This is a genomic window from Kitasatospora sp. CB02891 (assembly GCF_002803145.1).
Taxonomy (GTDB): domain Bacteria; phylum Actinomycetota; class Actinomycetes; order Streptomycetales; family Streptomycetaceae; genus Kitasatospora; species Kitasatospora griseola.
Genome location: NZ_NNBO01000002.1, coordinates 25,671 through 45,716, shown reverse-complemented (window position 1 = coordinate 45,716; position 20,046 = coordinate 25,671). Strand labels below are relative to the sequence as shown.

General features: G+C 71.8%; 16 protein-coding genes. 3 read left to right on the top strand and 13 right to left on the bottom strand.

What is annotated here, in order from left to right; all coding sequences use genetic code 11:
- The first annotated feature begins 139 nt into the window (after positions 1-139).
- Complete coding sequence (locus tag CG736_RS05745) at positions 140-2,191, top strand: regulator (RefSeq protein ID WP_100585085.1); 2,052 nt, start codon at positions 140-142, stop codon at positions 2,189-2,191.
- Between the two features lie 71 nt (positions 2,192-2,262).
- On the opposite strand, the gene rpsD is transcribed toward CG736_RS05745, so the two are convergent.
- The 8 genes from rpsD to CG736_RS05705 all read right to left on the bottom strand — a co-directional run bounded on the left by rpsD (position 2,263) and on the right by CG736_RS05705 (position 10,669).
- Complete coding sequence (gene rpsD, locus CG736_RS05740; protein WP_035860039.1) at positions 2,263-2,877, bottom strand: 30S ribosomal protein S4; 615 nt, start codon at positions 2,875-2,877, stop codon at positions 2,263-2,265.
- A gap of 319 nt (positions 2,878-3,196) precedes the next feature.
- The gene (locus CG736_RS05735; RefSeq protein WP_100585084.1) at positions 3,197-4,546 is read right to left on the bottom strand and encodes a replication-associated recombination protein A; all 1,350 of its coding nucleotides are present in this window, start codon (positions 4,544-4,546) and stop codon (positions 3,197-3,199) included.
- A gap of 74 nt (positions 4,547-4,620) precedes the next feature.
- Complete coding sequence (locus CG736_RS05730; RefSeq protein ID WP_100585083.1) at positions 4,621-5,226, bottom strand: hypothetical protein; 606 nt, start codon at positions 5,224-5,226, stop codon at positions 4,621-4,623.
- Between the two features lie 72 nt (positions 5,227-5,298).
- A complete protein-coding gene (ppk2, locus tag CG736_RS05725) occupies positions 5,299-6,075 on the bottom strand; it encodes a polyphosphate kinase 2 (protein ID WP_369879985.1) in 777 nt (258 codons plus the stop codon).
- 167 nt (positions 6,076-6,242) lie between these two features.
- On the bottom strand, positions 6,243-6,749 hold the full coding sequence (locus CG736_RS05720; RefSeq protein ID WP_100585081.1) for a GNAT family N-acetyltransferase: 507 nt from the start codon (positions 6,747-6,749) through the stop codon (positions 6,243-6,245).
- A gap of 142 nt (positions 6,750-6,891) precedes the next feature.
- Positions 6,892-8,682: an aspartate--tRNA ligase gene (gene aspS, locus CG736_RS05715; protein WP_043908554.1), complete on the bottom strand. Its 1,791-nt coding sequence runs from the start codon at positions 8,680-8,682 to the stop codon at positions 6,892-6,894.
- Positions 8,679-9,950 (bottom strand): histidine--tRNA ligase, encoded by a 1,272-nt coding sequence (gene hisS / locus CG736_RS05710; protein ID WP_100585588.1) that lies wholly within the window; start codon positions 9,948-9,950, stop codon positions 8,679-8,681. Before hisS ends, aspS begins: the two co-directional genes overlap by 4 nt.
- Before the next feature lie 11 nt (positions 9,951-9,961).
- Positions 9,962-10,669, bottom strand: a complete 708-nt coding sequence (locus tag CG736_RS05705; RefSeq protein WP_100585080.1) for an MBL fold metallo-hydrolase — start codon at positions 10,667-10,669, stop codon at positions 9,962-9,964.
- Positions 10,670-10,893: 224 nt separating this feature from the next.
- Here CG736_RS05705 and CG736_RS05700 point away from each other — a divergent pair, with 224 nt between their 5' ends.
- Both CG736_RS05700 and CG736_RS05695 read left to right on the top strand, forming a co-directional pair.
- Positions 10,894-11,643: a peptidylprolyl isomerase gene (locus CG736_RS05700; RefSeq protein ID WP_100585079.1), complete on the top strand. Its 750-nt coding sequence runs from the start codon at positions 10,894-10,896 to the stop codon at positions 11,641-11,643.
- 205 nt (positions 11,644-11,848) lie between these two features.
- Positions 11,849-13,078 carry a DUF349 domain-containing protein gene (locus CG736_RS05695; protein WP_100585078.1) on the top strand — a complete coding sequence of 410 codons (1,230 nt, stop codon included), beginning with the start codon at positions 11,849-11,851 and terminating at the stop codon, positions 13,076-13,078.
- Between the two features lie 63 nt (positions 13,079-13,141).
- Here the strand turns inward: CG736_RS05695 and CG736_RS05690 are convergent, their stop codons facing one another.
- The 5 genes from CG736_RS05690 to secD all read right to left on the bottom strand — a co-directional run bounded on the left by CG736_RS05690 (position 13,142) and on the right by secD (position 19,976).
- Positions 13,142-13,939, bottom strand: coding sequence for a hypothetical protein (locus CG736_RS05690; RefSeq protein WP_157815430.1), 798 nt, complete (start codon positions 13,937-13,939; stop codon positions 13,142-13,144).
- Positions 13,940-14,028: 89 nt separating this feature from the next.
- Entirely contained in the window at positions 14,029-16,320 is a 2,292-nt protein-coding gene (locus CG736_RS05685; protein ID WP_100585076.1) for a bifunctional (p)ppGpp synthetase/guanosine-3',5'-bis(diphosphate) 3'-pyrophosphohydrolase, read from the bottom strand.
- A 200-nt stretch (positions 16,321-16,520) separates the two neighbouring features.
- A complete protein-coding gene (locus CG736_RS05680; protein ID WP_100585075.1) occupies positions 16,521-17,075 on the bottom strand; it encodes an adenine phosphoribosyltransferase in 555 nt (184 codons plus the stop codon).
- 24 nt (positions 17,076-17,099) lie between these two features.
- The gene (gene secF, locus CG736_RS05675; RefSeq protein ID WP_100585074.1) at positions 17,100-18,200 is read right to left on the bottom strand and encodes a protein translocase subunit SecF; all 1,101 of its coding nucleotides are present in this window, start codon (positions 18,198-18,200) and stop codon (positions 17,100-17,102) included.
- A gap of 3 nt (positions 18,201-18,203) precedes the next feature.
- On the bottom strand, positions 18,204-19,976 hold the full coding sequence (gene secD, locus CG736_RS05670; RefSeq protein ID WP_369879883.1) for a protein translocase subunit SecD: 1,773 nt from the start codon (positions 19,974-19,976) through the stop codon (positions 18,204-18,206).
- Between the last annotated feature and the right edge of the window lie 70 nt (positions 19,977-20,046).

The window sequence follows — 20,046 nt, the reverse complement described above, 5'->3', positions numbered from 1 at the left end:
CTCGTTGGGGGAGGTGACTCGCGGAGTACGGGCCGGCGGGTCGGACGGGTTCCAGGGCCGGTCCGGTCGATCGTGTCGGTCGCGCGTCCGGCGGGATCGGCCGGGCGGGCACTAGCGACGGGGGCGTCTCGTGGAGAGCATGGCGGCAGCGTCGAGCGGGCCGGGTCGGCTGCCCGCCGAAGTCACCCGCTTCATCGGCCGGGCCGCCGAACTCGACGCCCTGGCAGGGCTGCTGGGCCGTTCCCGGCTGGTCACCGTGACCGGCCCGGGCGGGGTCGGCAAGTCCCGGCTGGCGCTGCGGGCCGCCGCCCGGCTGGCCGTCGGCTTCCCGGACGGCGCGCGCCTCGCCGAGCTCGGCCCGGTGCGGGACCCCCTGCTGCTCGGCCCCGCCGTGCTGGCCGCGCTGGGCCAGGGCGACCTCGGCGCCCGTCCGCTCGCCGACCGCCGCCTGCTGCTGGTGCTGGACGGCTGCGAGCACCTGGTCGAGGCCTGCGCCGCGCTGGTCGACGAGCTGCTGCGGACCGCGCCGGGCCTGCGGGTGCTGGCCACCTCCCGGCAGTCGCTGCGGGCGGCCGGCGAGCACCTGCTGCCGCTCGCCCCGCTGCCGGTCGAGCCGCCGCCGGGCCGGGCCGACTCGGAGGCGATGCTGCTGTTCGCCGACCGGGCCGCCGCCGTCCGGCCGGGCTTCCGGCTGGACCTCGCCGACCGCGCCGAGGTGGCGCTGCTCTGCCGCCGCCTGGACGGCCTCCCGCTGGCCCTGGAGCTGGCGGCCGTCCGGCTGCGCGCCCTGTCGGTGGAGCAGCTGGTGGCCCGGCTGGACGACCGGTTCCGGCTGCTGACCGGCGGCGGCCGCACCGTCCCGGCCCGGCACCGGACGATGCGCACCGCGATCGGCTGGAGCCACGAACTCTGCACCATGCAGGAACGTTTACTCTGGGCCCGCCTGTCCGTCTTCGCCGGCGGCTTCGACCTGGACGCCGCCGAATACGTCTGCGGCGGCCGGGGCCTGGAGCTCGACGACGTCCTCGAACTCCTCGACGCGCTGGTCGACAAGTCCGTGCTGGAGCGCCTCGACGGCGAACCCGTCCGGTTCCGGATGCTCGAAACCCTGCGCGACTACGGCGCCCACTGGCTGCGGGCCGGCGACGACCACCGGCGGCTGCTGCGCCGCCACCGCGACTGGTACCTGTCCGTCGCCACCTGGGGCGAGGTCGAATGGTTCGGCCCCCAGCAGGCCGAGACCGCCGAACGCACCCGGCTCGCCCACCCCGACCTGCGCGCCGCCCTGGAGTTCTCGCTCGCCGAACCCGGCGAGGAGCAGCCCGCCCTCTCGCTGGCCGGCGCCCTCTGGTACTTCTGGCTCGGCACCGGCCGGTTCGGCGAGGGCCGGCACTGGCTGGACCGCGCCCTCGCCCGCGCCCCCGAACCCACCGACGCCCGTGCCAAGGCCCTCTGGGTCACCGGCCACCTCGCCACCCTCCAGGGCGACCCGGCCCGGGCCCGCCCCGCCCTCGCCGAGTGCCGCCGCCAGGCCCTGGACACCGGCGACGCCCGGGCCCTCGCGCACGCCGTCCACCGCCAGGGATCCGCCGCCCTGATCGGCGACGACCCGGCCCGCGCGGTCGAACTCCTCGGCGAGGCGCTGCGGCACTACACCGCCCTCGGCGAGCTCGACTCCCACGTCCTGCTGGCCATGGTCGGGCTCGCCCTGGCCCACCTGTTCCTCGGCGACGAACCGGGCGGCACCGCCTGGGCGGAACGCGTCCGCGACAGCTGCGAACAGCACGGCGAGCAGTGGGCCCACGGCTACGGCCTGTACGCGATGGCCTGGGCCCGCCGCCAGTCCGGCGAACCGCGGGCCGCCCGCGGCTTCGCCCGCGAGTCGATCCGGCTCACCCACCCGCTGCGCGATCCGCTCGGCCTGGTCCTCGCGATCGACCTGCTGGCCCTGCTCGCCGCCGAGGACCCCGCCCCCGACCCGTACGAGGCCCGCGTCCTGCAGGGCGCCGCACACCGGCTCTGGACCTCCGTCGGCACCCCGTTCTTCGGCTCCCGCACCTTCCGCGGCCCCCACCTCGCCTGCGCACGACGCGCCCGCGCCGCCCTCACCGAGCAGCAGTACGAGGAGGCCTTCCGCCTCGGCGCCCGCCTCGACCTGGACGCCGCCGTCCGCCGCGCCCTCGGCCCCTGACGCCCGGCACCGCCCGGAAAACGGGAAACGCCCCCGCGGTCCGAGGACCGAGGGGGCGTTCCGCTCGCGGGTCAGCGCGAGTAGTACTCGACGACCAGCTGCTCGTCGCAGACAACCGGAACCTCGCGGCGCTGCGGCGCGCGGTCCAGGCGGAAGGCCAGGGCCTTCAGGTTGACCTCGAGGTACTTCGGGGTCTGGCCCTCGCCGGCGTTGCCGCCCTCGCGAGCCACCTGGAAGGGGACCTTCTCCTTGGACTTTTCCTTCACCGTGACGACGTAGCCCGGCTTCATCTGGAACGACGGCTTGTTGACCTTCGAGCCGTTGACCTCGATGTGACCGTGCACGACCATCTGGCGGGCCTGGTAGATGGTGCGGGCGATGCCCGAACGCAGGACCAGGGCGTCGAGGCGGACCTCCAGCAGGGCGACGAGCGCCTCACCGGTCTTGCCCTCGACCTTCTTGGCGGCCTCGAAGGCACGCGCCATCTGCTTCTCGCTGAGGTCGTACTGCGCGCGCAGACGCTGCTTCTCGGTCAGACGGACCTTGTAGTCAGAGTTCTGCTTGCGGCCACGGCCGTGCTGGCCGGGCGGGTACGGGCGGGCCTCGAAGTACTTGACGGACTTCGGGGTCAGCGGAACGCCGAGAGCACGGGCGATCTTGACCTTGGGGCGCTTCTGGTTCGCCATGTTTCCTTTTCCTGTTCAGATACGGCTGTCACCAGGTGTTGACGGAGGACGCTTCTCGCGGCCCGGAGAAAAACCGTCCGTCGCCGGATGGTCAGCCGCTCTCCGCGACCGGGCACTATGTGCTTGCACACGAGAGGCCCACCGACCGGGAAAGGTGGTGGGCTGCCCGCGACACCGAAGACCGGTGCGCGCCGCTCCTGGAGAACTCCCTCGCGGGAGGCCTCCGTTGGTTGCCCCGCTGGTGCGGCCGGTCGTTCCTCGCGGAACCCCGGACCCGGGACACACTGCGGACAGTCTACAGGGTGTAGCTACACGGGTTTCACTCGCCCTTGAGCCGGGCCCTGGTCCACTCCGCGATCTCCGCGTACCGGGCCTCCCCGCCGCGCCGGGTCGGCCGGTAGTACTCCTTGCCGTGCACCGCGTCCGGCGCGTACTGCTGCGCGGCGATGCCCTCCGGCAGGTCGTGCGGGTACTGGTAGCCCTTGCCGTGCCCGAGCTTCTTCGCCCCGCCGTAGTGCGCGTCCCGCAGGTGCGCCGGCACCGCGCCCGCCAGCCCCTGCCGGACGTCCGCCAGCGCGGCGTCGATCGCCAGGTACGCGGCGTTCGACTTCGGCGCCAGCGCCAGCGCGATCGCCGCCTGCGACAGGATGATCCGCGCCTCCGGGAACCCGATCAGCGCGACCGCCTGCGCGGCCGCGACGGCCGTCGGCAGCGCCGTCGGATCGGCCAGGCCGATGTCCTCACTGGCCGAGATCATCAGCCGCCGGGCGATGAACCGCGGGTCCTCCCCCGCCTCGATCATCCGCGCCAGGTAGTGCAGCGTGGCGTCCACGTCACTGCCCCGGATCGACTTGATCAACGCACTCGCCACGTCGTAGTGCTGGTCGCCGTCCCGGTCGTACCGCACCGCCGCCCGGTTCACCGCCGTCTCGGTGGCCGCCAGCGTCAGCACGCCCCCGCCCTGCTCCAGCGCCGCCCCGGCCGCCGCCTCCAGCATGGTCAGCGCCCGCCGTGCGTCGCCCCCGGCCAGCCGCACCAGGTGGTCCTCGGCGTCCTCGCTCAGCTCCACGCTGCCGCCCAGGCCCCGCTCGTCCGTGGTCGCCCGGCGCAGCAGCGTGCGGATGTCCTCGTCGGTCAGCGACTCCAGGGTGAGCAGCAGGGAGCGCGACAGCAGCGGCGAGATGATCGAGAAGTACGGGTTCTCGGTGGTCGCGGCGATCAGCGTCACCCAGCGGTTCTCCACGGCGGGCAGCAACGAGTCCTGCTGCGCCTTGGAGAACCGGTGGATCTCGTCCAGGAACAGCACCGTCTCCCGGCCGGTCATCCCGACCGCCCGCCGGGCGCCGTCGATCACCGCGCGGACTTCCTTCACCCCGTGCGTGATCGCCGAGAGTTCGACGAACCTGCCCTCCACCGCCTGGCTGATCACGTGCGCCAGCGTGGTCTTCCCCGTCCCCGGCGGCCCCCACAGGATCACCGAGCTCGTCGCCGCCGGCCCCTTCGCCCCCGCGACCAGCCGCCGCAGCGGCGACCCCTCCTTCAACAGCTGCTGCTGGCCGGCCACTTCGTCCAGCGTCCGCGGCCGCATCCGCACCGCGAGTGGGGCGCGCCCCGGCTCGGCGTTCTGACGTTCCTCGGCTGCATGGGTGAAAAGGTCGGGCTCGTCCACAGTACGAGAGCCTATACGGGAGGGGGGACACGAACAGGGGCGCGTGGGGGTACCTCCCGCCCCTGGCGGTGCTCCTACTGCGACCTGTGCAGCAGGACCACGTCGAACTCCTCCATCCCGTAGATCACCGTCCCCGACGCCTTGCTCGCCGCCGACCGCACCGCCGCCTGGGCCGCGCGGGAGGCGGCGAAGGCCTGCCGGTCGGCGAAGATCGTGCCGACCACGCCCACCGACCGCTCGCGGTCGATGAGCATGGCGGCCCCCACGTACCCGTCGATCTCCCTGATCGCCGGCAGGCCGCTCTCCTCGAAGCCCTTCACGACCCCGTCCACGGCCGCCGGGTCGTACGCGAATCGGGTGAGCCGGAAGCCGCCGTTCTCGACGGCGGGGCCGGGTTCGGCTGCGGCGACGTCCCAGCGGTTGACGGCGACGGTGGCGGCGAAGGGGACGAGCAGGGTGTCGCGGCGGTCGGCCAGTGCGGTGTCGCTGGCGGCCTCGTGCTCGGGGGTGTCCCACCAGGAGGCCATGGTGAGGGTGCCGAGTTGGCGGTTGGCGAACAGGCCGTAGCCGCGGTAGCCGGGTTGGCCGGAGAGGAGTTCGACGGATTCGCCGCGCAGTGCGTCGAGGCTGTCCTCCAGCAGGGCCGGGTCGCCGGTCGCGTAGACGGTGCGGACGTACATGGAGTGCCTCCAGCCGTTGCGGGATCCCCTCCATCGCACGCCCGCCGAACCGCACCGGTCAACCGGGGGCGGTCACCGCGCGAGCAGCGTCGCGGCGTGGTCGAAGACGTACTTCTGGAGGTCGCGCGGCGGCCGCTGGTAGCCGCGCGGTTCGGGCCTGGCCGGCAGGGTGACCGCGGGGCGGACCACCTCGCGGTACGGGACGGTGGAGAGCAGGTGGGCGATCATGTTGAGGCGGGCGCGACGCTTGTCGTCGCTGTCGACGACGTTCCACGGGGATTCGGGGATGTCCGTGTAGACGAACATCTCGTCCTTGGCCCGGGAGTACTCCTCCCAGCGGGTGATGGATTCGACGTCCATGGGTGAGAGCTTCCACTGCCGCATGGGGTCGTCGAGGCGGTCGCGGAAGCGGCGTTCCTGTTCGATGTCGCTGACCGAGAACCAGTACTTGCGGAGCACGATGCCCGCCTCGATGAGCATCCGTTCGAAGGTGGGGCACTGGTGGAGGAACTGCCAGTACTCCTCCTCGGTGCAGAAGCCCATGACCTTCTCGACGCCGGCCCGGTTGTACCAGGAGCGGTCGAACAGCACCATCTCGCCGGCCGCCGGGAGCTGTTCGACGTAGCGCTGGAAGTACCACTGGCCGCGCTGGCGTTCGGTGGGGGCGGGGAGGGCGACGATCCGGGCGATGCGGGGATTGAGGTACTCGGTGACGCGTTTGATCGCGCCGCCCTTGCCGGCGGCGTCCCGGCCTTCGAAGATCACGACCATCCGGGTGCCTTCGGTGCGCACCCATTCCTGCATCTTGACCAGTTCCTGCTGGAGCCGGATCAGTTCGGCTTCGTAGATCCGCTTGGGAACCCGCTGGACGCCCTTGGCGCCGCCGGCCTTCTTGCCACGCTTGGGGTTCGCCACTTCGCACACCTTCCGACCACCGCACTGATGATGATCACTCAGGCTACGGGCCGCCGGTGGTCGACGCAGGTCGGCCGGCGGCCACTGGCGAACGGAGCGGGTCAGACCTCGTCGAACGGCGCGGCGTAGCGGCACATGCCGTGCGGGGCGCGGTCCGCGCCGGGCAGCACGAGCGCCTGGAAGTACGCGTCGGGGACGTCGAACGGGCCGCTGATGCGGTGTCCCGAGGCGGGCTCGAAGCCGAACCGGCCGTAGTACCCGGGCTCGCCGAGGACCACCACGACGCGCTCGCCGGCCTCCGCGGCGGCGGTCAGCGCGGCCCGGACGACGGCGCTGCCGACGCCCTTGCGCTGCCATTCGGGGGCGACGGCGACGGGTGCCAGGGCGAGCCCCTTGCCGCTGCCGATCTTCAGCCGGGTGAGCAGGGCGTGGCCGATGACGACCTCGCGGTCGTCGACGGCGACCAGGGAGAGTTCGGGCAGCCAGGCGGGGTCGCGGCGCAGCGCGTCCACCAGGTCCGCCTCTTCGGGGCCTGGGAAGGCCGCCATGTGCACGCGCCGGGTCTCGGCGGTGTCGGTGGGGAGTTCAACTCTGGTTCGTACGGTCATCCTTGACCCCTCTTGCGCCCTGCACCCCGTCGTGCAGTGATCCGGCCCCGGGCGGTGCGAGCCTACTCCTGGTGGGCGCGCACCGACCGGGGCCGGAACGAATCGTGATCTTTGTGATGTGCCGTCAGTTACCGACGGTGCGTCAGGCGGTGGGCTCGGCCTCCGCCTTGGCGGCGTCCTTGGCCTTCGGCTTGGCGTCCACGCCGGCCTCCCGGCGCTGGGCCGGGGTGATCGGGGTGGGGGCGCCGGTCAGCGGGTCGCCGCCGGTGGAGGTCTTCGGGAAGGCGATGACGTCCCGGATGGTGTCGTAGCCGCCCAGCAGGGTGACCACGCGGTCCAGGCCGAGCGCGATGCCGCCGTGCGGCGGGGGGCCGTAGTTGAAGGCGTCCAGCAGGAAGCCGAACTGCGAGGCCGCCTCCTCCTCGGACAGGCCGATCGCGTCGAACGCCCGCTTCTGCACGTCGCGCTGGTGGATACGGATCGAACCGCCGCCCAGCTCCGAGCCGTTGAGCACCAGGTCGTACGCGTTGGAGAGCGCGCTGCCCGGGTCGGTGTCGAAGGTGGCGAGCGACTCGGCGGTGGGCGCGGTGAACGGGTGGTGCACCGCGTGCCAGCCCTGGAACTCGCCCTTGTCGTCCTCGATCGGCTCGAACATCGGGAAGTCCACGACCCAGAGGAAGGCCCACTGGGACTCGTCGATCAGGTTGCAGCGGCGGCCGATCTCCAGGCGGGCCGCGCCGAGCAGCTCCTGCGAGGCGGTCTTCTTGCCGGCCGCGAAGAACACCGCGTCGCCGGGCTTGGCGCCGGCGGCGGCGGCCAGGCCGGCCAGGTGCTCCTCGGACAGGTTCTTGGCGACCGGGCCGCGCAGCTCGCCGGTCTCGGCGTCCACCAGGACGTACGCGAGGCCGCGGGCGCCGCGGGCCTTCGCCCAGTCCTGCCAGGCGTCGAGCTGCTTGCGGGGCTGCGAGGCGCCGCCGGGCATGACGACCGCGCCGACGTACGGGGCCTGGAAGACCCGGAACTCGGTGCCCTTGAAGTAGTCGGTCAGGTCGGTGAGTTCCTGGCCGAAGCGGACGTCCGGCTTGTCGGAGCCGTAGCGCGACATGGCGTCGACGTACGTCATCCGCGGCAGCGGGTTGGGGATCTCGTACCCGTGCACCTCGCGCCAGATCGCGGCGATGATCTTCTCGCCGAGGGCCAGGATGTCCTCCTGGTCGACGAACGAGGCCTCGATGTCCAGCTGGGTGAACTCCGGCTGCCGGTCGGCGCGGAAGTCCTCGTCGCGGAAGCAGCGGGCGATCTGGTAGTAGCGCTCCATGCCGGCCACCATCAGCAGCTGCTTGAACAGCTGCGGGGACTGCGGCAGCGCGTACCAGTGGCCGGGCTGGAGGCGGACCGGGACCAGGAAGTCGCGGGCGCCCTCGGGGGTGGAGCGGGTCAGGTACGGCGTCTCGATGTCGAGGTAGTCGTTCTCCTCCATCACCGTGCGGATGATGTGGTTGACCTTCGAGCGCAGCCGCAGCGCGCGGGCCGGGCCCTCGCGGCGCAGGTCGAGGTAGCGGTAGCGGAGCCGCACCTCCTCGTTGACCGAGCCGGGCTCGTACTCGGCGACCTGGAACGGCAGCGGCGCGGCCTCGGACAGCACCTCGATGGACTCGACGACGACCTCGACGGCGCCGGTCGGGATGTCCGGGTTCTCGTTGCCCTCCGGGCGGACCCGGACGTCGCCGATCACCTTCACGCAGTACTCGGAGCGCAGCCCGTGCACCGACTCCAGGTCGCGGACCACGACCTGCACGGTGCCGGAGGCGTCCCGCAGGTCGATGAAGGCCACGCCGCCGTGGTCACGGCGGCGGGCCACCCAGCCGGCCAGGGTGACGGTGGTGCCGGCGTGCTCCGGTCGGAGCGTGCCCGCGTCGTGCGTGCGGATCACAGCTGCTTCTCCTTCAGGGTGGTGACGAGCGCCTCCAGGGAGACGGGGGTCTGCTCGCCGGACTCCATGTCCTTGAGCTGGACCACGCCCTCGGCGAGGTCCCGGTCGCCCGCGATCAGGGCGAAGCGCGCCCCGGACCTGTTCGCGGACTTCATGGCGTTCTTGATGCTCTTGACGCCGAACGCGAGGTCGGTGGCGACACCGGCCCGGCGCAGCTCGACGGTCTTCGCGAACAGCACGTTCTTGGCCTCTTCGCCGAGCGCGACCGCGTACACCTCGGTGGTGACGGGCAGGTCGAGCTCGATGCCCTCGGCCTCCAGCGCGAGGAAGGTGCGGTCCACGCCCAGGCCCCAGCCGACCGAGGGCAGCGCCGGGCCGCCCAGCATCTCGGACAGGCCGTCGTAGCGGCCGCCGCCGCCGATCGCGGACTGCGAGCCGAGGCCGCCGTGCACGAACTCGAAGGTGGTGCGGGTGTAGTAGTCCAGGCCGCGCACCAGCTTGGGGTCGTCGACGAACGCGACCCCGGCGGCGGTGAGCAGCTCGCGGACCTTCTCGTCGTACGCCTTGCAGTCCTCGCACAGGTAGTCGCGCAGCTTGGGCGCGTCCACCAGCTGGGCCTGCACGGCCTCGCGCTTGTCGTCCAGGACGCGCAGCGGGTTGATCTCGGCCCGGCGGCGGGTGTCCTCGTCCAGGTCGAGGCCCGCGAGGAACTCGACCAGGGCGGCGCGGTAGATCGGGCGGCACTGCTGGTCGCCGAGCGAGTTCAGCAGCAGCCGGTACTCGCGCAGGCCGAGCGAGCGGAAGGCGTCGTCGGCGAGGATGATCAGCTCGGCGTCCAGCGCCGGGTCCTCGGCGCCGAGCGCCTCCGCGCCGACCTGCGAGAACTGCCGGTAGCGGCCCTTCTGCGGGCGCTCGTAGCGGTAGAAGTTGCCCGAGTACCAGAGCTTGACCGGCAGGTTGCCGAGCTTGTGCAGGTTGGCTTCCAGGGTGGCCCGGACCACCGAGGCGGTGCCCTCGGGGCGCAGCGCGAGGTCCTCGCTGCTCTCCGGGCGCCTGGCGAGGGTGAACATCTCCTTGGTGACGATGTCGGTGGACTCGCCGACGCCGCGGGAGAACAGCTTGACGTCCTCGAACACGGGGGTCTCGACGTAGCCGTACCCGGCGCGGCGCAGCGGCGCGGACAGCCGCTCGCGGATCGCCAGGTAGGCCGCGGAGTTCACCGTGGGCAGCAGGTCGTAGGTGCCCTTGGGGGCGGTGAAGGTGCTCAACTTCTCTTCCGTCACATTCCTCGTCGCGGGAAGACCGGCGCGCCCTGCGCCTCGCCCACCTGCCGGAGGAAGGGGTTGGCGGCGCGCTCTCGGCCGATGGTGGTCTGGGGGCCGTGGCCGGAGAGCACCACGGTCGCGTCGTCGAGGGGCAGGCACACTCGGGCCAGCGAGCGCATGATCGCGCCGCTGTCTCCGCCCGGGAGGTCGGTACGCCCGATGGAGCCGGCGAACAGCAGGTCGCCCGAGAACAGCACCGGCGGAATGGCTTCCGCGGCGGGCGTCCTGAACGTCACCGACCCCTTGGTATGGCCGGGCGCATGGTCGACGGTGAGCTGCAGGCCGGCCAGGTCGAGCACGGCGCCGTCGGTCAACTCACGGACGTCGTCCGGTTCTCCGACGGTGAGGGAGCCCATCAGCTGCTGCCCGAGGGAGCGGCCGAGGGCCTTCTCCGGGTCGGCCATCATGTACCGGTCCTCGGGGTGGATCCAGGCCGGGACGCCCGTGGCGCCGCAGACCGGGACCACCGAGGCGACGTGGTCGATGTGGCCGTGGGTGAGCAGGACCGCGACCGGCTTGAGCCGGTGCTCGCGGATCAACTCCTCGACGCCGCTTGCCGCTTCGTGCCCGGGATCGACGATCACGCACTCCTCGCCGGCGGCGGGTGCGACCAGGTAGCAGTTGGTGCCCCAGGCCCCGGCGGGGAATCCGGCGACGAACACGCGAGTCCTTCGTTTCATGCGGTGGCGGTCTTCTTTCCCCCGCAGCCTACCGGCGGCACCGGGCCGCGGGCGAACCGGTTCCCGGGCGCGTTCAGGCCTTTCTCATGTGGCGTTGATCCCGAGCTGACGCGCGGGGTCCCTACACTTGGCCGCCGACAGGTGCGACGATGCGCACCCGACAGTCACAAGTCCGACTCCCCACAGCGCAGTAGGAGACACGCCCGGTGGTCAGCAGCGAACAGCGTCGGCGGGAGCTCGCCCGCGAGAAGTACAAGCGCCAGATGGAGGCGCGCGCCACGGCCGCGGCCAAGCGCAAGAAGCGCAACGCCGTGGTCGCCTCGGTGGCGGCCCTGGTGGTGCTGGCGGGCGTCGGCGCGGCCGCGGCCGGTGTGTTCAGCTCGGACAAGAAGGACGACAAGAAGGCGTCCGCCGCCCCGGCCCCGTCGTCGCAGGGCAAGAAGTGGGCGGCCGAGCCGGCCATGTCGATCGACACGGCGGCGCCGTACACCGCGACGCTGGACACCTCGGCGGGCAAGGTGACCTTCTCGCTGGACGCGGCGAAGGCCCCGCACACCGTCAACTCCTTCGTGTTCCTGGCCGGCCAGCAGTTCTGGGACAACACCAAGTGCCACCGGCTCACCACCGAGGGCATCTACGTGCTCCAGTGCGGCGACCCGACCGGCACCGGCTCCGGCGGCCCGGGCTACCAGTTCACCGACGAGAACCTGACCGGCGCGACCTACCCGGCGGGCACCGTGGCGATGGCCAACGCCGGCCCGAACACCAACGGCAGCCAGTTCTTCCTGGTCTACAAGGACACCCAACTGCCGCCCAGCTACACCCCGTTCGGCAAGATCACCGGTGGCCTGGACGCGCTCCAGAAGCTCGCCCAGGCCGGCGTCAAGGGCGGCGGCACGGACGGCCCGCCGGCCACCCCGGTCGACGTGAAGAGCATCACCGCGACCAAGGGCTGACCCGCCGCGAAAATCGACCGGCGCCGGATGCGGACAGCACCGGCGCTGGTCGCCTATGTTGCTGTTGTATAGGGTGCCCAGACCGTCGGCCGTCACCCTCGGCACGACAACGACGGCTCGGGACGGCGGACTCCATCGGTTCGCCGCACATCAACTGTGGACGACGCTCCCGCCCGTGGGCGTGGCGTCATGTGGAGGAGGCGCTGTGAGCAGCGACCCGTGGGGCCGTGTCGACGAGCAGGGGAACGTCTACGTGAGGACGGCCGACGGCGAACGCCAGGTCGGCTCCTGGCAGGCCGGCTCTCCCGAGGAGGCCCTCGCCTACTTCGAGCGCAAGTTCCAGGGCCTGGAGGCGGAGACCGCCCTCCTGGAGCACCGGGTGCGCAAGACCGACCTGGCCGCCAAGGAGGCGCAGGCCGCGCTGGAGCACCTGCGCGCGCAGGTCGTCGAGGCGCACGCGGTCGGCGACCTGGAGTCGCTGGCCAAGCGCCTGGACACGCTGGCCGGGGAGATCGAGACCCGGCAGAGCGAGCGCAAGGCCGCCCGGGCGAAGGCCCAGGAGGAGACCCGCGCCGCCAAGGAGGCGCTGGTCGCCGAGGCCGAGCAGCTCGCCGAGTCCAACCAGTGGCGGGAGGCCGGCGACCGGCTGCGCGCCCTGGTCGACAGCTGGAAGGCGCTGCCGCGCCTGGACCGCAAGAGCGACGACGAGCTGTGGCACCGCTTCTCGCACGCCCGCTCGGTGTTCTCCAAGCACCGCAAGGCGCACTTCGCGGCCCTGGACTCGGAGCGCGACAACGCCCGCACGGTCAAGGAGAAGCTGGTCGCCGAGGCCGAGCAGCTCGCCGAGTCCACCGACTGGGGCCCGACCGCGGCCGCCTACCGCGACCTGATGACCCGTTGGAAGGCCGCCGGCCGCGCCCAGCGCGAGGCGGAGGAGGAGCTGTGGGCCCGCTTCCGCGGCGCCCAGGACGTCTTCTTCCAGGCCCGGTCCGCCGCGTTCTCCGAGCGCGACGCCGAGCAGGGCGAGAACCAGAAGGCCAAGGAGGCGCTGCTGGTCGAGGCCGAGGCGATCCTGCCGATCACCGACCTGAAGGCCGCCAAGGCCGCGCTGCGCGAGGTCGCCGAGCGCTGGGAGGCCATCGGCCACGTCCCGCGCGACGCCCGTCCGAAGCTGGACGGCCGGCTGGCCACGGTGGAGCGCGCCGTCCGCGAGGCCGAGGAGGCCGAGTGGCAGCGCTCCAACCCGGAGGCCCGGGCCCGGGCCACTGGCATGACCGCGCTGCTGCAGTCCGCCGTCGACAAGCTGCAGGCCGACCTGGACAAGGCCCGCGCGGCCGGCAACGCGTCCAAGGCCGCCAAGCTGGAGGCGGAGCTGGCGGGCCGTCAGGCGCTGCTCGACCAGGCCCAGAAGTCGCTGCAGGAGTTCACCTCCTGACGTCGCGTCACTGAAGGGGCCCGGCCGCCGTACGGCGGCCGGGCCCCTTCGTCACACCCGCCCTCAGACCGTGGTCGGGGTGGCCTCGGGCTGCTGGAGCCGGTCGATGTCCAGGCTCTGGTCGGGGCCGGGGGTGGCGGAGGGCACCGGCGTGCCGAACTCGCCGAAGTCGACCGCGCCGACGTCCTGCTCCAGCCGCAGCGGCACCGGCGGCCCCTGGGCGGCCACGTACAGGGTGGCGGTGCCGGTGTCGGTGCTGCGGGCCAGCGGGACGGCCGGGCGGCCCTGCACGGTGGTGGTGGCGCCCTTGGTCAGGTCGCTGGTGGCGGCGCCGAGCTGGTCGGCGAGGCCGCCGAGGTCGCACAGGGTGCCGATCTCGCCGAAGTCCGGGTCGTCGCTGGTGGTCTTCAGGTACCGGTCGCCGACCTGGTCGGAGAGCGCGGACCCGCCGTGGCTCTGCCAGAACGCCTGGTCGGGTTTGACCCACAGCTGATGCCCGGCCTTGACCACCTGGAAGCCGCCGACGTCGGTCTGGCTGAGCGTGCCGGTGCAGTTGCCGTCGGTGTCCAGCCGCAGGTCCATGGTGATCGGCTGCCCGCCGCCGGCGATGGTGCCGACCGCCCGCACCGAGCGGGCGTCCCGGAGCGCCTGGGCGGAGCGCTGCAGGATCTCGGCGGCCGACAGCCCGGCCACCCCGTTGTCGACGCCGGGGGCCGGCGTGCCGGCGGTCGCGGTGGCCGCCGCGGGGCTGGCCGCGGCGGCCGGTCCGGTGGAGCCGCCCGAGCCGCCGCAGCCGGCCGTCAGGGCGGCGACGGCCGCCGCCGCGCCCGCCACCGCCGTCATCGTCCGAGTCGTGTGCACGGTGCCTCCGGGAATCAGCGGGCCGCCCCCACCCGGCCAGTGTCGGCGGGGTGGGGGCGGCCTGCACCCGGAGTGCTGCGCGCGGAGTGCTACTTGTTGCGGGCCGAGGTGACCCGGTACACGTCGTACACGCCTTCGACGCCGCGGACGGCCTTCAGCACGTGGCCGAGGTGCTTGGGGTCGCCCATCTCGAAGGTGAACCGGCTCATCGCCACCCGGTCGCGGGAGGTCTGCACCGCCGCGGACAGGATGTTGACGTGCTGGTCCGAGAGCACCCGGGTGACGTCCGACAGCAGCCGGGAGCGGTCCAGCGCCTCCACCTGGATGGCCACCAGGAACACCGAGGACTGGGTGGCCGCCCACTCGACGTCGATGATCCGCTCGGGCTGCTGCTGCAGGGACTCGACGTTGACGCAGTCCGCGCGGTGCACCGAGACGCCGTTGCCGCGGGTGATGAAGCCGACGATCGGGTCGCCGGGCACCGGCGTGCAGCAGCGCGCCAGCTTCACCCACACGTCGTCCACGCCCTTGACGATCACGCCCGGGTCGCCCTTGGCCCGGCGGCGCATCGAACGCGGCTGGTGGGACGGGGTGGCCGTCTCGGCGAGGTCGTCGACCGCGCCGTCCTCGCCGCCCATCGCCTGGACCAGCTTCTGCACGATCGCGGGCGCGGCGACGTGGCCCTCGCCGATCGCCGCGTACAGCGAGGAGATGTCCGGGTAGCGCATCTCGTGGGCCAGCGTGACCAGCGAGTCCCCGGTGAGGATCCGCTGGATCGGCAGGCCCTGCTTGCGCATGGTCCGGGCGATCGCCTCCTTGCCCTGCTCGATCGCCTCCTCGCGGCGCTCCTTGGAGAACCAGGCGCGGATCTTGTTCCGGGCCCGCGGCGACTTCACGAAGTTCAGCCAGTCCCGGGACGGGCCGGCGTTCTCCGCCTTGGAGGTGAAGACCTCGACCGTGTCGCCGTTCTCCAGCGTCGACTCCAGCGGCACCAGCCGGCCGTTCACCCGGGCGCCGATGCACCGGCAGCCGACCTCGGTGTGCACCGCGAACGCGAAGTCCACCGGGGTGGCCTGCGCGGGCAGCGCTATCACGTCACCCTTCGGGGTGAACACGAAGACCTCGTTGCTGGACAGGTCGAAGCGCAGCGACTCCAGGAACTCGCTGGGGTCCTCGGTCTCCTTCTGCCAGTCCAGCAGCTGCCGCAGCCAGGCCATCTCGTTGACCGCGTCGGCCTTGTCGTGCTGCCGCTTGTGGGTCGGGGTGTCGGTGCGCACCTTGGACGCGCCGGCCACCGCCCGCTGCTTGTACTTCCAGTGCGCGGCGATGCCGTACTCGGCGCGGCGGTGCATGTCGAAGGTGCGGATCTGCAGTTCGACGGGCTTGCCGCCGGGGCCGATCACCGTCGTGTGCAGCGACTGGTACATGTTGAACTTGGGCATCGCGATGTAGTCCTTGAACCGCCCCGGCACCGGGTTCCACCGCGCGTGGATGGTGCCCAGCGCCGCGTAGCAGTCGCGGACGGTGTCGACCAGGACCCGGATGCCCACCAGGTCGTAGATCTCGGCGAAGTCCCGGCCCCGGACGATCATCTTCTGGTAGACCGAGTAGTAGTGCTTCGGTCGGCCCGTCACCTGCCCGGTGATCCGCGCCCCGCGCAGGTCGCCCTGCACCTGGTCGATCACGGTCGCCAGGTACTCGTCGCGCTTCGGGGCGCGCTCGGCCACCAGCCGGACGATCTCGTCGTACATCTTGGGGTAGAGGATGGCGAACGCCAGGTCCTCCAGCTCCCACTTGATGGTGTTCATGCCCAGCCGGTGCGCCAGCGGGGCGTAGATCTCCAGCGTCTCGCGGGCCTTCTTCTCCTGCTTCTCCCGCTTCAGGTAGCGCATCGTGCGCATGTTGTGCAGCCGGTCGGCGAGCTTGATCACCAGGACCCGCGGGTCCTTGGCCATCGCGACGACCATCTTGCGGACGGTCTCCGCCTGCGCCGCCTCGCCGAACTTCACCCGGTCCAGCTTGGTGACGCCGTCGACCAGCAGCGCCACCGAGTCGCCGAAGTCGTGCCGCAGCGTCTCCAGGCCGTAGTCGGTGTCCTCGACGGTGTCGTGCAGCAGGCCCGCCATCAGCGTCGGCGCGTCCATCCCCAGCTCGGCCAGGATGGTCGCCACCGCCAACGGGTGCGTGATGTACGGGTCGCCGCTCTTGCGCTTCTGCCCGCGGTGCCACTTCTCGGCCACCGCGTACGCCCGCTCGATGTCCTTGAGCAGGGCCGGGTCGGCCTTCGGGTCGTTGGCCCGGATGGTCCGGAACAGCGGCTCCAGCACCGGGTTGACCATCGAACTGCGCTGTCCGCCCAGCCGGGCCAGGCGAGCCCGCATGCCGCCGGGCGAAGGGCGGGAGCTGGCAGTCGCAGCCGTGGGCACAACCTCGTCGGGCAAGGACACTCCTACGTGCGGACGGATCAACCTTCATCGTACCGGCGGCGCGACGGGCTTCCGCGTTCGGCCGACCCCCTACAGCGAAAGCCGCCCGGGAACGGAATCTGTTCCCGGGCGGCTCACCTGCGCGATCGGATCGGTCAGACCACGACCAGGGTCTCCAGCGGCGCACCGTGCAGGTGCGGGACGAGCCGCTCACGGCCCGTCAGGAAACCGAGCTCCATCAGCACCACGACGCCCACCAGCTCGGCGCCGGCCTCCTGGACCAGGTCCAGCGAGGCGGCGATGGTGCCGCCGGTGGCCAGCACGTCGTCCACCACCAGCACCTTCTCGCCGGGGGCGAACGCGTCGCACTGCACCTCCAGCGTCGCCGACCCGTACTCCAGGTCGTACGAGCGGGAGAACACGTCGCCGGGCAGCTTGCCCTTCTTGCGGATCGGGACGAACCCGAGTCCGGCCGCGACCGCGGCGGGCGCGGCCAGCACGAACCCCCGCGCCTCCAGGCCGACCACCTTGGTGGCGCCGAGTGCCTTCGCCCGCTCGGCCAGCGCCCGGGTCAGCGCGCCGAACGCCTCGGCGTCGGCCAGCAGGGGGGCGATGTCCTTGAACAGGACGCCCGGCTTCGGGTAGTCCTGCACGTCCCGGATCCGGCTGTTGAGCAGCTCGGTCAGGGCGGGGTCGATGGTGGAGGTCACGGGGGTTCCTTAACGACGCGGGGTTCAGCGCTTGCCGGACGGCCGGCCCTTGCCCCGGGTGCGGCTGGTCGGCTGGTTGCGCTGTCCGACCATACCTGCCGGGACCTCCTCGTCGATCATCACGTCCTCGCCGCGCTCGGCGGCCTCCTCGGCCGCCTTGGCCTCGGACGCCCGGCGCTGCGCGACCCGCTTGGCCAGCGCCTTCATCTCCGGGGTCTGCTCCTTGAGCTGCGCGAGCAGCGGGGTGGCGACGCAGATCGAGGAGTAGGCGCCGGCGGCGAGGCCGATGAACAGGGCCAGCGAGATGTCGTTGAGGGTGCCCGCGCCGAGCAGGCCGCCGCCGATGAACAGCAGCGCGGAGACCGGCAGCAGCGCCACGACCGTGGTGTTGATGGAGCGCACCAGGGTCTGGTTGAGGCCGTGGTTGGCGGCCTCGCTGTAGGTGCGGCGGGACTGCTTGGTGAGACCCCGGGTGTTCTCCTTCACGGTGTCGAAGACGACGACCGTGTCGTAGAGCGAGTAGCCGAGGATGGTCAGGAAGCCGATCACGGTGCCCGGGGTGACCTCGAAGCCGACCAGGGCGTAGACGCCGATGGTGATCAGCAGGTCGTGGATCAGGGCGACCAGGGCGGCCACCGCCATCCGCCACTCGAAGGCGATCGCCAGGTAGACGGTGACCAGGACCATGAAGATGATCAGGCCGGTCAGCGCCTTCTTGGAGATGTCGGCACCCCAGGAGGGACCGATCACCTGGGCGTTGATGTCCTTCTCGTCGACACCGACGGCCTGCGAGAACTCCTTGGTGAAGGTCGCCGCCGACACCGACTCCTCGGCGCTGATCTGGATCCGGACGTCACCCTTGTCGGTGGTCTGCACCAGCGCGGTGTTGGAGTTGGTGATCTTGTTGGCGGTGTCCTTCGCCTGCGACACCGACAGCCCGGGCTTGTGCACGGTGTAGACCGAGCCGCCCTTGAACTCGATGCCCAGGTGCAGGCCCATGGCCAGGCCGATCGCGGCCACCAGGACGATCACCGCGGAGATCGAGTACCAGATCTTCCGCTTGCCGACGAAGTCGAACGAGACCTCGCCCTGGTAGAGGCGGTGACCGATGTTGCGGAGCGACATGGGTCAGACCTCCTGGGTCTGCTGGGAGGGGGCGGGACGGCGGCGGGAGCCGCGGATCGGCGGACGGGCGCCGAGCCGCTTCGGGTCCAGGCCGGACCACGGGTGACCACTGGAGAAGAACTTGGTGCGGGCCAGCAGCGTGATCAGCGGCTTGGTGAACAGGAAGATCACCACGACGTCGAGCAGCGTGGTCAGACCCAGCGTGAACGCGAAGCCCTGCACCTTGCCGACCGACACCAGGTACAGCACCGCGGCACACAGGAACGACACGAAGTCCGACACCAGGATGGTGCGCCGGGCCCGCGGCCAGGCGCGCTGCACGGCGGGCCGCAGCTGGGCGCCCTCGCGGACCTCGTCCCGGATGCGCTCGAAGTACACGATGAACGAGTCGGCGGTGATGCCGATCGCGACGATGGCGCCGCAGACCGCGGGCAGGTTCAGCGCGAAGCCGACACCGGCGCCCAGCAGGCTCATGATCGACCAGGTCAGGATCGCGGAGACCGCCAGACCGGCGATCGAGATCAGGCCCAGGCCGCGGTAGTAGACCAGCGAGTAGACGACCACCAGCACCATGCCGATCAGGCCGGCGACCAGGCCGGCATCCAGCTGCTCGGAGCCGAGCTGCGGGGAGACGGTGGTGACGTCGCTCTTCACGAAGTCCAGCGGGAGCGCGCCGTAGCTGAGCACGTTGCCCAGCGACTTGGCGTCGGCCTGGGTGAAGGTGCCGGAGATGACCGCGCTGCCGCCGGTGATCGACTCGCTCACGTACGGGTGGGAGACCACCTGGCCGTCCAGCACGATGGCGAACTGGTTCGCCGGGGCCGGCTGGGTGGCGAGCTTGCCGGTGGTGGACGCGAAGGCGTTCGAGCCGGCGTCGTTGAACGACAGGTCGACCATCCAGCCCTTGGCGGACTGGGTGTCGTAGACGGCCTGCGCCTTGGTGACGTCCTGGCCGTTCACGGCGACGCCGCCGAGCGCGAACTTGTACCAGATGCTCTGCTCGGCGTCGTACGAGCAGGCCACGGTCGGCGCGGACGGATCGCTGGCCTTCTGGTAGTTCTGCCGCTGCTCCTTGACCGAGCAGTCCAGCGCGGTGAACTGCTGCTGCAGCTCGGCCGGGACGGTGCCCTGGGTCAGCGCGGCGCTCACGTCGGCCGGGTTGGTCGGCGTGGTCGGGGCGCTCGGGGCGGCGGAGCCGGTGGCGGGGGCCGAGGCGGAACCGCTCGGGTCGGCCTGCAGGGCGCCGGACAGGGCGCGGCCGGCCTTGGTGGCCGAGGAGCTCGGCGAGGCGGGCGCGGAGGCGCTGCCGGAGGCGGCCGGGCTGGCCGAGCCGCTGGGCGCCGTCGACGGCGCGCTGCTCGGCTGCGGCTGGGCGCTGATGCCGGTCGGCGCGGTGGCCAGCACCGGGCGGAAGTACAGCTTCGCGGTGTCACCGACCTTGTCGATGGACTCCTGCGTGTTACCACCGTCGGGGATGTTGACGATGATGTTGCTGTTGCCCTGGGTCTGGACCTCCGCCTCGGAGACGCCCATGCCGTTGACGCGCTTCTGGATGATGCCGACCGCGGTGTCGAGGTTTGCCTTGTTGATCGCGGAAGGATCGTCCGACTTGGCGGTCAGCGTGACACTGGTGCCACCGGCGAGGTCGATACCGAGACGCGGCTTGGTGTAGCCCGTCCCGAACATGAGGGCCACCAGGCCGACGGTGACCACCAGAATGAGCGCCAGCGCCCGCCCCGGGTATCCGTCGCGCGACCGCGACTTGGGTGTTGCCACCTTGTTCGTTTCTCCCTGTCCATGCCGCTCGGCGGCCGGCCCCGGACCCCGCAAGGGCGGGGCCCGGAAG